The organism is Mesorhizobium sp. M8A.F.Ca.ET.218.01.1.1 (assembly GCF_004791165.1).
Lineage (GTDB): Bacteria > Pseudomonadota > Alphaproteobacteria > Rhizobiales > Rhizobiaceae > Mesorhizobium.
The window spans coordinates 368,356-380,194 of record NZ_SRUZ01000005.1 but is presented as its reverse complement, the minus strand read 5'-3'; the positions used below and the strand labels follow the sequence as shown (position 1 = coordinate 380,194).

General features: G+C 64.4%; 10 protein-coding genes. 8 read left to right on the top strand and 2 right to left on the bottom strand.

All coding sequences use genetic code 11. The features are described 5' to 3' along the window. Positions 1 to 3: 3 nt before the first annotated feature. Complete coding sequence (locus tag EN861_RS20470) at positions 4 to 912, bottom strand: LysR substrate-binding domain-containing protein (RefSeq protein WP_127873053.1); 909 nt, start codon at positions 910 to 912, stop codon at positions 4 to 6. Positions 913 to 1,026: 114 nt separating this feature from the next. Here EN861_RS20470 and EN861_RS20465 point away from each other — a divergent pair, with 114 nt between their 5' ends. The 8 genes from EN861_RS20465 (at position 1,027) to EN861_RS20430 (ending at position 10,789) form a co-directional block, all read left to right on the top strand. Continuing rightward, a complete protein-coding gene (locus EN861_RS20465) occupies positions 1,027 to 1,815 on the top strand; it encodes a 2OG-Fe(II) oxygenase (protein WP_127873052.1) in 789 nt (262 codons plus the stop codon). Positions 1,816 to 1,927: 112 nt separating this feature from the next. Beyond that, entirely contained in the window at positions 1,928 to 2,620 is a 693-nt protein-coding gene (locus tag EN861_RS20460) for a GntR family transcriptional regulator (protein ID WP_127873051.1), read from the top strand. Between the two features lie 33 nt (positions 2,621 to 2,653). Next, on the top strand, positions 2,654 to 3,760 hold the full coding sequence (locus EN861_RS20455) for a mandelate racemase/muconate lactonizing enzyme family protein (protein WP_127873050.1): 1,107 nt from the start codon (positions 2,654 to 2,656) through the stop codon (positions 3,758 to 3,760). Then, positions 3,757 to 4,941, top strand: coding sequence for a mandelate racemase/muconate lactonizing enzyme family protein (locus EN861_RS20450; RefSeq protein ID WP_127873049.1), 1,185 nt, complete (start codon positions 3,757 to 3,759; stop codon positions 4,939 to 4,941). Before EN861_RS20455 ends, EN861_RS20450 begins: the two co-directional genes overlap by 4 nt. A gap of 255 nt (positions 4,942 to 5,196) precedes the next feature. After that, a complete protein-coding gene (locus EN861_RS20445; RefSeq protein ID WP_127873048.1) occupies positions 5,197 to 6,861 on the top strand; it encodes an ABC transporter substrate-binding protein in 1,665 nt (554 codons plus the stop codon). A gap of 70 nt (positions 6,862 to 6,931) precedes the next feature. Further along, entirely contained in the window at positions 6,932 to 7,885 is a 954-nt protein-coding gene (locus EN861_RS20440; RefSeq protein WP_127279106.1) for an ABC transporter permease, read from the top strand. After that, positions 7,882 to 8,754, top strand: coding sequence for an ABC transporter permease (locus EN861_RS20435; protein WP_127279103.1), 873 nt, complete (start codon positions 7,882 to 7,884; stop codon positions 8,752 to 8,754). The genes EN861_RS20440 and EN861_RS20435 overlap by 4 nt, the downstream gene beginning before the upstream one ends. After that, on the top strand, positions 8,747 to 10,789 hold the full coding sequence (locus tag EN861_RS20430) for an ABC transporter ATP-binding protein (RefSeq protein WP_135865250.1): 2,043 nt from the start codon (positions 8,747 to 8,749) through the stop codon (positions 10,787 to 10,789). The genes EN861_RS20435 and EN861_RS20430 overlap by 8 nt, the downstream gene beginning before the upstream one ends. A gap of 32 nt (positions 10,790 to 10,821) precedes the next feature. Here the strand turns inward: EN861_RS20430 and EN861_RS20425 are convergent, their stop codons facing one another. Then, a complete protein-coding gene (locus EN861_RS20425; protein WP_135865248.1) occupies positions 10,822 to 11,724 on the bottom strand; it encodes a LysR family transcriptional regulator in 903 nt (300 codons plus the stop codon). Between the last annotated feature and the right edge of the window lie 115 nt (positions 11,725 to 11,839).

Genomic DNA, 11,839 nt, shown 5'->3' with positions numbered 1-11,839 from the left:
TTCTCAGGTCGCGGGCGCCGTTTTCACGAGCAGACCGACCAGAGCGGCGACGTCGGCGCGATCGGCCTTTGCCGGCGGCATGAAGGCGCAATAGGGGTGCCCCAGGCGCACCGAGACGGAAGAAAGCGCAATCAGCCGGCCCGCATCCAGATCGGCCTGGGCCATCACCCGCTGTCCAAGGGCAATGCCGAGGCCCAACCGAGCCGAGGCTATCGCCAGGCTTGAGAGGCCGACGCGGCGCCCCTGCGACGGGTCGGGCGACCGGTTGCCGCCGCATGCCGCGAACCAATCGGCCCAGCTCGGGTGCGAGGCATAGTTCGGCCCCCAATTGGTGTGGATGAACAGGCTCTCATGCAGATCGGTGAGGCCCGTATCGCCATTGCCGTGCCGCTGCCAGAAGTCCGGCGCGCAGACCGGCAGCACATCGTCATGGACCAGGCGGACCATCCGCAGGCCGGGATAGTGATAGTCGCCATAGCTGATGCGCAGGTCGACGTTCTGGCGCATCAGATCGATCGGATCATCCTCGGCACGCACGTCGATCGCCATGTGCGGGAAGGCCTCGAGGAGCACGGCCAGCCTCGGCGCCAGCCACAGTTCGGCCAGCGAGAATGGCACGCTGACGACAAGCCGTGTCCTCAGGCCGCCTTCGAGCATGCGCTGGCCGATGGCGGCAATGTCACCGAGCGCACGCGCCGTCTGCGGATAGATGGCGTGGCCGGCGTCGGTCAGCGCGATGCGATTGCCGGTGCGCACGAACAGTTGCTTGCCGAACCAGGTTTCGAGATTGCGGATCTGCTGGCTGACCGCCGCCGAGGAGACGCCAAGCTCGCTCGCGGCCAGTGTGAAGCTGCCGGCGCGGGCGGCGACCTCGAAGGCCTTGATCGCATTCAACGGCGGCAGCCGGTCCACATCAGCCTCCAGAAGTTTTTCTTGGCCAATCCTAATAATTTTCCACGTTGAGAGAAAGAATTTTTTGCCGTCTTCTGTGCCCAACCTTGGAGCTTCCCGATTGGAGCATACGACATGGAAGACATTCTCGACCTCGACCGCTATCCGCTCGATCGCGAAGGCAGCCCCGAATGGGATCGCCTCGTCGAGCAGTCGCTCGCCGCGCTCGCAGCCGACGGCATGTTCAATCTCGAGGGCTTTCTGCGGCCCGGTATCGCCGAACAAGCGGTGCGGGAAATCAAGCCGGTCATGGACGCGCGGTCCCATGTCCACAAGCGTTTGCACAACATCTACTTCAAGCCCAGCATTCCGGAATTGGCACCCGACCACCCGGCGCTGCGCAAGGTGGAAACCATCAGCCACACCGTCTGCGCCGACCAGATTCCCGGCAGCACGGTGATGGCGATCTACGAATACGAACCGCTGGTGCGTTTCCTCGCCGCGACGATGGGCAAGGCCAGGCTGCATGTCATGCAGGATCCGCTGGCACGCACGAATGTGATGGCCTATCGCGCCGGCGAAGCGCTGAACTGGCACTTCGACCGTTCGGAATTCACCACCACGCTGCTCCTGCAACAGGCGGAGCACGGCGGCGACCTGGAGTATCGCACCGATCTCAGATCGGATGAGGATCCAAACTATGACGGCGTTGCCAGACTGCTCGAAGGGCGCGATCCCGAAGCCAGGGTCCTGCGCATGAAGCCCGGTACGCTGAACGTGTTTCGCGGCAAGAACACCGCGCATCGCGTCACCACGGTCGAAGGCGACCGCGAACGGATGATCGCGGTGTTCTCCTACTATGAGAAGCCGGGCGTGATGTTCAGCGATGAGGAGCGTGTCGGTTTTTATGGCCGCGCGGCTTGATTCAGCCCAGCCGGCCGGGCTGCCAAGCAAAGCTCAGAAATTCGAGCATGGCCTCTTGTTAGATTGTCGACAATCTGATTGTCTTGCCTTCTGTTCTCGCTGGAGTGGCCGGATGGTGAAGACGGAGTTCAGCCCGATTGCCGACACGACGCGCCGTGCCGAAATCGTGGCACTGCTGCGGCGCGCGATCCTGACCGGTCAGCTCGAACCCGGCCAGAAGCTCAACGAGCTCCGGATTTCCGAACAGATGCGGGTCAGCCGCGCGCCGCTGCGCGAGGCGATGCGCGAGCTGGTGCAGGAAGGCATCCTGACCAGCATCCCCTATGCCGGCACCTTCGTCATCAATGTCACCGCCAAGGACATCGACGATGCCTATTCACTCAACAAGGTGCTGGACGAGTTCGCCATCGAGCGGATGTGGAAGCAGCGCGACCAGCGTTTCCTGGACGAGCTTGACCGGCGCCACGAGGCGGTGAAACAGGCGACGCGCGACCGCGACACCACAAGGCAGATCGAAACCGCCCTGCAATTGCATGGCCTGATCCATGAATGGGCCGACAATTCGGTGCTCCTGGAAACCTGGCAAAGGCTGACCAGCCGTTTGCAGATGTACTTCGCCCTGCACCAGCAGGCGCGCAAGGAAGCCGTGCCGGCCGAAAATGTCCATGAGACCTATGTGGCGCTGCTCAAGGGCGACGACATGCGTGCCGCCCAGCGCCATGCCCGCGAGCATATCGACCTCGATTTCGAAGAGCTTCTTGCCTATGCGCGCGGCCTTGAACGGCGCCCGTCGAAAGGCGCCTGATCCCTCCCATCATCGCGGACAATGGATACCCACGTGCAGATCGAAACCATCAAAGCCTATCACGTCGTGCAGCCCTTCGTGGACGGCCCCTACCGCATGTCCAAGGGGCGCGTGGCCGACTGCTTCGACGCCGTGATCGTGTCCATCACCTCCGACAGCGGGTTGACCGGCTGGGGCGAGATGGCGCCGCTCGGCAATTTCTACTCGGCCGCCTTCCCGGCCGGCACGAGAGCCGGCGTGCCGGAGATCGCACCGCACCTCATCGGCCAGGACCCGTGCGGGCTGGCCAGCATCGGCCGGCTGATGGACACCGTGTTCAAGGGCCATCCCTACATCAAATCGGCGTTCGACATGGCCTGCTGGGATCTGGCGGCGCGCGCGGCCGGCGTGCCGCTGGTGACGCTGCTCGGCGGCAAGGAAAGCGACACGGCGGAACTCTACAAGGTCGTCACCCATGGCACGGTCGATCAAATGGCCGCACTTGCCAGGCGCATCGTCAAGGACGGTTTCCACCGGCTGCAGGTCAAGGTCGGCGGCAATGTCCATGACGACATCGAGCGCGTCACGGCGGTCGCCGCCTCGGTACCGAAAGGCACGGTCATCTTCTGCGACGCCAATGCCGGCTGGACACCCTACCAGGCGCGGCAGTTCGCCGATGCCACGCGGGCGATCGACTACACGTTCGAGCAGCCGTGCACGACGATCGACGAGAACATGTCGGTGCGCCGCATGCTCGACAAGCCGATGGTGCTCGACGAATCCGTCACCTCGCTCGAGGCGATGCTGGAAATCCATCGCCTCGGCGCGGCCGACGGCCTGACGCTGAAGATTTCGCGGCTCGGCGGCGTCACCAAGACCCGGCTGATCCGTGACGTCGCCGTCGATCTCGGCTTCATGATCACGGTCGAGGACACCGGCGGCGCCGAGGTCGACACATCCGCCATGGCGCATCTGTCGCTGTCGACGCCGGAGGAGCGGCGGCTGCATGCGATCGCCTTCCATGAATGGGTGACGGTGCGCACCGCGTCGAACGCGCCGCCGGTCACCGGCAGCCGCATGGGCATTCCCGACGGGCCGGGCCTCGGCATCGACGTCGTTCCCGACCTGCTCGGCAAGCCGTTCTTCGAGGTCGGCCGGTGAAGATCCGCAGCATCAAGGCGACGCCGATCAATCTTCGCCTCGAAGCGCCCTATGCCTGGGTGTTCGGCGAACTCGACGGTTTTTCGCCGACCATCGTCGAAGTCGAGACCGAGGACGGCCTTGTCGGGCTGGGCGAAGCGCCGACGCCGGCGGCGGCCGCCATCATCAACGATGGTCTCGCCCAACGGCTGGTCGGCCGCGACGCCTTCGACATCGCCGGCGCCGAGCATGTCAGCCTGCCCTTCTGGACCGGCGTGCAGTCGATCAACGACCGCGCCCGCATCATGGCCTTCGGCGCCATCGAGTTGGCGCTTTGGGACTTACGCGGCAAGGCATGGAACCAGCCGCTCTACCAATTGCTTGGCGGCGCCGTGCGCAAGGACATCCCGTTCACCGACTACTTCTCGCTGCGCGGCAATGGGGCTGGTGTAAAGGGCGAGACGACCCCGGAAGCCGTCGCCGACTATTGCGTCGAACTGCACGAGACGCATGGAACGACGTTCTTCGAAGGCAAGTTCTCGACCGACGACCCGAAAGTCTCGCTGAGAATGGTCGAGCTGATCCGCAAGAAGCTCGGCGACGATGCGATGATCCGCATCGATTCCAACCAGGCTTATTCGCTGGCCACCGCCCGGCGGCTGGCGCGGCCGCTGGAAGATCTCGGCGTGCGCAACTGGGAGGATCCGGTGGCGACGATCGAGGAGATGCGCGAGCTTCGCCGCCATTGTTCGATCCCGTTCTCGACCCACAATATCGACATTGCGCGCGCCATGGACCTCAAGGTGCCGGATGCTTTCGTCGGCAACCCGACGGCGCATGGCGGCATCGGCCGGATGCTGCGGTTCGTCGGTGCCTGCGAGCACGCGGGCATCGATTTCTGGTGCTACAGCGGCGACAGCGGCATCGGCAGCGCGGCCTACCTGCACCTGTGCGCGGCGCTCGGCTGGATCCGGGAGCCGAACCAGTCGCTGTTTCGCATGCAACCGATTGACATCACCGAGCAAGGGCCGTTTTCGCCCGAGAACAATACGGTGCGTGTCCCGGAAGGCCCGGGTCTCGGTGTCACATTGTCGCGGAAAAATCTCGCGGCCTGCCATCGCGACTTCGCCGAGAACGGCCCGTGCAACAAATATCACGACCCGGCCAAGCCCGGGACATATCGCCGTTTGCCGCTGAACTAGGAGTACGAGACGGGAAAGGAGACGGAATAAGAGTCCGCCGCGCGCCGATGGCGACGGCAGGACCGGACGGATGGAAGCATTGCCTCAAGAAAATCTGAGCCGCACGCCGGAAGGATCGGATGGACCCAGAAAAACCGCATGCTACAGTCCCGGTCGACTGACATCGTTGATGGCCGGGACAGGAGAACTCCACGGACTTTCGTCAACTGAAAACACATTCATCAACCATAAGAAACAGGGGAAAGGGTTAAACCCATGATCAAGAACTACCGCATTCTCGACCTGATCCGGCGTAATCGCTCGCCGCTCGAAAATCACTTGATCGACGGGCTCGTCGATGGCCGTGTCAGCCGCCGCGACTTCATCCGCCATGGCAGCCTGCTCGGCCTGTCGCTGCCGCTGCTTGGAGGCATCACCACGGCCGCCGGCTTTGGCGGCATGCCGTCGCTGGCCCGCGCCCAGGGCGCACCCGGCGCCACCATCCGTGTCGCCAGCAGCGTGCCGGCAGCCGCCATCGATCCGGTCACCATTGCCGACGCCGGCGGCCTCCTGGTCATGCAGCAGGTAGCCGAATTCCTCTGCGTCGACGGCCCCGACCTCGTGCTCAAGCCGGCACTGGCCGAAAGCTGGAAGCCGAACGACAACGGCTCGGTGTGGACCTTCAAACTGCGCAAGGGCGTGAAGTTCCACAGCGGCGGCGAGATGAAGGCGGAGGACGTGGTGGCGAGCATCGACCGCCTCGCCGATCCGGCAAACTCGTCCAACGCGCTGTCGGTGTTCACCGGCATCCTGTCGAAGGGCGCCAGCAAGAAGGTCGACGACTACACGGTGGAATTCCACCTAGACGCGCCGAACGGCAACTTTCCCTACATGCTGTCGTCGGACAATTACAACGCCGTCATCGTCCCGGCGAGCTACAAGGGCGACTACGAAAAGAGCTTCGACGGCACCGGGCCGTTCAAGATCGAGAAATACACGCCGAAGGTCGGCGCCTCCTTCGTCCGCAACGAGGACTATTGGGGCGAGAAGGCGCTGCCGGAACGCACCGAATTCACCTTCTTCACCGATGTACAGCCGATGATCCTGGCGCTGCAGGGCGGGCAGGTCGACATCATCAACCAGATGCCGGTGCTGGCCGGCGTGGCCCTGCTCAGTGATCCAAGCGTCGACATCATCAGCCTGAAGTCTTCAGCGCATCAGCAGCTGCATCTGCGTTGCGACGACGGCCCGCTGAAGGACGCACGCGTGCGCCGCGCCATCGCGCTCAGCATGGATCGCGACAAATTGGTCGCAGGCCTGATGAAGGGGCGTGCCGTGGCCGGCAACGACAGCCCGTTCGCCGCGGTCTACCCCTCGACCGATACGAGCATACCGCAGCGCAAGCAGGACATCGCGCAGGCCAAGCAGCTCATGGAAGCAGCCGGTGCCGGCAAGGGCTTCAAAGTCACGCTGACCACCGAGCGCTACCTCGAAATCCCCGAATACGCCCAGCTCATCCAGAACTGGGTCAAGGAGATCGGCATCGAGCTCGAACTCAACATCCTCGACCAGGGGGCCTATTACGGCGACGCGGTGTTCGGCAAATCGAACTGGCTGGATTCGGTGATGGGCATCACCGACTATGGCCATCGCGGCGTGCCGAATGTCTATCTTGCCGCTCCCTTGAAGAGCGACGGCACCTGGAATGCAGCGCACTTCAAGAACAAGGACTACGACGCGCTGGCGACCAGCTATATCGCGGCACTCGATCTCGAAGCCCAGAAGGCCGACGCCGGCAAGATCCAGAAGCTTCTGCTCGAGGAAACCCCGGTCATCTTCGGCTATTTCTACGACTACCTGACGGCAACGGCGAAGGGCGTGGCCGGCGTGCAGCCGACAGCAATGTCGCAGCTGTTCCTCGATAAGGCGTCGAAGGCGTAAGCGAAAAGGGAAAGCCAGTCCTCTAATAGCCAGCTCCTCCGGGGAGCTGGCTTTGCAAGGAGTCTTAGCCATTCTCTCCTTCTTTGCGCGGCGTGTGTCCCTGTCGCTGATCACGCTGTTCCTGCTCAGCATCATGGTGTTCCTGGGCGGCCAGGTTCTGCCAGGCAATGTCGGGCGCGCGATCCTCGGCCCGTTCGCCGACCAGCGCGCGGTGGACGCGCTCAATCACACACTCGGCGTCGATCGCCCGCTGCTTGTCCAGTACTGGAGCTGGATCTCCAACTTCGTCCAGGGCGACATGGGCACCTCCTACATCTTCCGCTCGCCTGTGGCGCCGTTCGTCATCGATGCGCTCGGCAATTCGATGAAGCTGGCGGCCGTCGCCTTCGTGCTGGTGGTGCCGATCGGCATTCTGGGCGGCGTCATTGCGGCGCTCAACCTCAACCGTCCGCTCGACCGCATCATCAGCCTCGGCGGCCTGTCGGTGACGGTGCTGCCCGAGTTCGTCACCGGCATCATCCTGATCCTGATCTTCGGCGTATGGCTGCGCTGGCTGCCGATCTCGGCCGCTTGGCCCAGGAATGCCGGCTTCTTCACCCAGCTCTATTACCTGATCCTGCCATCGCTGCCGCTGTTCCTGGTGCTGTTCGGCTATATCGCGCGCATGGCGCGTTCGGGCATGATCGAGGCGCTCGATTCCGACTATACGCGGACCGCCGTGCTGAAGGGCCTGCCCTGGCGCACGGTGATCTGGCGCCATGTGCTGCGCAATGCGCTGTTGCCGACCATCACCGTCATCGCCACCCAGACCGGCTACCTCATCGGCGGGCTGGTGGTGATCGAGACGCTGTTCCGCTACCAGGGCATCGGCTCGCTGATCTTCACCGCGGCGCGCGGCAAGGATTTTCCGATGCTGGAATCCGGCATCCTCACCATCGGCATCGTCTATGCCGTGGCGACCCTGGCCGCCGACTTCCTCTATTCCGTGCTCAATCCGCGCATCCGCCTGGGGTCAGACCAATGAGCGCCGTCCAGACCACCTCACAGGACGACACGCGCAAGCGCGGCCCGCTGGCCGAAGTCTTTTTCTCCCTGCTGCGATCGCGAACCTTCCTTGTCGGTCTCGCCATCGTGCTGTTCTGGGTTGCCTGCGCACTGTTTGGCGAACGCTTCGCGCCCTACGATCCGCTCGCCGACGATATCATCAACGCGCTGGCGCCGCCCTCGCGTGAGCACTGGTTCGGCACCGACCAGATCGGCCGCGATGTGTTCTCGCGCGTCATCGTCGGCTCGCGCGATATCCTCACCGTCGCGCCGCTGGCGACCTTGCTGGCGACGGTCGCGGGCACCGCGCTCGGCCTGCTCACCGGTTATTTCCGAGGCATCGTCGACGATGTCGTCAGCCGCATCCTGGAAGCCTTCATGGCGATCCCCGTGGTGATCGTGGCACTGCTCGCCATCGTCGCGCTCGGCACCTCCAAGACCACCGTCATCATCGTCATCGGCCTGAGCTTCGCGCCGATCATCGCGCGCACCGTGCGCTCGGCGGTGCTGGCCGAGCGTGAACTCGACTATGTCGCGGCCGCACAGCTCAGGCATGAGAGCGCGCTGCATACGATGTTCGTCGAGATCCTGCCCAACGTCATCCCGCCGATCCTGGTCGAGACCACCGTGCGACTGGGCTATGCCATCTTCGCCGTCGCCACGCTCTCCTTCATGGGCTTTGGCATCCAGCCGCCGTCACCCGACTGGGGCCTCTCGATCTCCAGCAATTACGGCATGATCGGCGGCGGCTTCTGGTGGACGGTGCTGTTCGACGCGCTGGCCATCGCCTCGCTGGTGATCGGCGTCAACCTGGCCGCCGACGGTGTGCATGGGGCCTTCAATGACTGAACCCGCCGTGGCAAAAAACGCGCTCGAACTCAGAGACCTGTCGGTTGCCTACCGGGTCGCCGGCCGCAATCGCGCGGTGCTGCGCAATCTCAGCCTCACCATCGGCCAGGGCGAGGCCTACGGGCTGGTCGGAGAATCCGGCTGCGGCAAGTCGACGGTGGCGCTCACCGTGGTGCGCTACCTCCCGCGCAACGGCTCGATATCGGGCGGCGCCATCTCGCTCGACGGCCAGGATGTCATGAAGCTCGACGCCGAGGCACTGCGGCGCGCACGGGCCGAAAGCGTCTCCATGGTCTATCAGGATCCGGGCAAGGCGCTGAACCCGTCGATCCGCATCGGCCGGCAACTGACCGAGATTTTCGAGCTTGGCGGCATAACCGGCCAGGCGGCCACCGATCGCGCCATCGCCATGCTGAACCGGGTGCGCATCTCCGATCCGCCAAGCGTCATGCAGCGCTATCCGCACCAGCTGTCGGGTGGCATGCAGCAGCGCGTGGCGATCGCCATGGCGCTGGCCAACGACCCCTCGATGCTGATCCTCGACGAGCCGACGACTGGGCTGGATGCCACAGTCGAGGCCGAGGTGCTCGACCTCATCGCGCAGCTCAGGCGGGAACTCTCAGCCTCGATCCTGTTTATCAGCCACAACCTCGCCGTCGTCTCCAACATGTGCGACCGGGTCGGCGTGCTCTATGCCGGCATGCTGGTCGAGGAAGGACCAACGGAGGTCGTCTTCAACGATCCGCGCCATCCTTACACTGTCGCGCTGCTGCGCTGCCTGCCGCGCGGCGGCCAGCGCAAGGACCAGGGCCGGCTCGACACCATTCCGGGTTTCCTGCCTGGCATCGGCGCCGTCATCAAGGGTTGCGCCTTCGCCGACCGCTGCGCGCTCGCCGACGACCGCTGCCGCACCGAACTGCCGCCGCTCTATGAGCTGAGCGACGAGCGCGGAACCCGGCTGTCGCGCTGCTTCCATCACGACAAGGCGCAATCGCTGCCGCGCGCCACGCCCGCCGACGTGGCGCCGGCACCGAAGCCCGCGAGCGCGCCGGTGCTGCGTGTGGCGGGGCTGAACAAGACCTATGCCAGCCATGGCTATCCGCTGCGCGCGGTCAAGGACGTGTCGCTCGATCTCAGGCCCGGCGAGACGCTCGGCCTGGTCGGCGAATCCGGCTCGGGCAAGACCACCTTCGCCAGGCTGCTGCTCGGGCTCGTGCCGCCCGATGCCGGCGGCACCATCGAGCTCGAGGGCAAGGCGCTGGCGCCGAAGCTGGAGAACCGCGACGACGACCAGGTCAAGGCGATGCAGATCGTCTTCCAGAACCCGGATTCGGCGCTCAACCGTTCGCATTCAATCCGCCATCTCATTGGCCGGGCGCTTAAGCGGCTGGCGGGGCTCAGGGGTGCCGCCCTCGAGGCGCGCCTCAACGATCTCGTCCGCTCGGTACGCCTGACCGACCGGCATCTGGCTGTCAAACCGCGCCAGCTCTCGGGCGGGCTGAAGCAGCGCGTCGCCATTGCGCGCGCCTTCGCCGGCGATCCGCGTATCGTGGTCTGCGACGAGCCGACCTCGGCACTCGATGTCTCCGTCCAGGCGGCGATCCTCAATCTGCTTGCCGACCTGCAGTCGAAGGAAGACGTCAGCTACATCTTCATCTCGCACGACCTCGGCGTGGTGCGGTACCTCTCCGACAAGATCGCCGTGCTCTATCTCGGCCGCATCATGGAGCTCGGGCCATTGGAGGACGTTTTCTCCGGGCCGCATCATCCCTATACCGAGGCGCTGCTCTCGGCGGTGCCCAAGCTCGACCAGACCGAGACGGCGCGCATTCGGCTCGACGGCGAAATCCCCAGCGCCACCAACCCGCCCTCGGGCTGCGTCTTCCACACGCGCTGTCCACGCAAGATCGGGTCCATCTGCGAACAGCAGGAGCCGCCATTGGCCGAGGCGCAGCCGGGACACTCGATCCGCTGCCATATTCCCTACGCGGAACTGGCGCGGCTGCAAAAGACAGCGGTGGCCGAACCGGCATAGCGAGACATCGCATGGGGCATTTGCCTGGCCGGTTACACCTGGCTGGCGATGCCCAGGGAACGGTCGCCTTCCGAAAACCCCTGACCTTCGGTCCAATCCCTGGCCAGCGTGCGCAGCCCGGTCAACGCGACGTCGAGCGTGTCGGACGAGGCGGGATTGCTGGGATAGGCGAGATAGATCGGCCGTTGAAATACCGGCGTGTTGTCGATGCGTCGCATTTCGCCGCGCTCGATATGCCCGCTGACGGCGCTGAGCGGCAGATAGGCGGCGGCGTGCTGCGACAGGACATGCTGGAGCCCGATGAAGACCAGCCCCGCCGAGATAGCCGGTTTGACCATGCCGGCGAATGCCCGGTCATGCTCGATGCGGAATTCGAGCCCCCAGTCCATCAGTATGTAGTTTTCGGTCCACAGCTGCGTCTGGGCGGCATGCTGGACGAGCACCACCTGGTCGACGGCGAGCGTCTCGTAGACGATGCCGGGATGTGGGCGCGGCAGATAGAGGATGCAGATGTCGAGCAAGCCTTCGGCCAACTGGTCGATTGCCTGGTCGGGAAAGCTTCCTTCCAGCCGTAGCGCCACGTTCGGCCTTCTGGTGCGCATCCACTCGACCCATGGCGAGGTGATGCGCTCCCACAGATAGGCTGGCGCGGTGAAGCGCAACAGCGTCTCGTAGCCATCGGGAACGGCGATATCCTGCCTGGATTGCTCCCAGGTGCGAGTGATGGAGGAGGCATGCGGCAGGAACTGCCGGCCGGCTGGCGTCAACGTGACGCCGTCGCGGTCACGGACAAAGAGCCGGCGCCCCAACTGCTCCTCAAGCCCCCTTATCCGCGCACTGACGGTGGATTGCGCGAGATTGAGCCGGTTGGCGGCGACAGTGAAGCTGCCATGTTCGGCGACTTCGAGGAAGCTGCGCAGGTTTTCGGTATCCATGCCATCACTCCTCCATCGAAAATTTCGATGGACCCTATCAAAAAATATCGCTTTCCGGTCGCGGTCAACAATGCCCTAAATGGCCGATCTCCCAAGGGCAAGCGAGGAATGCAGC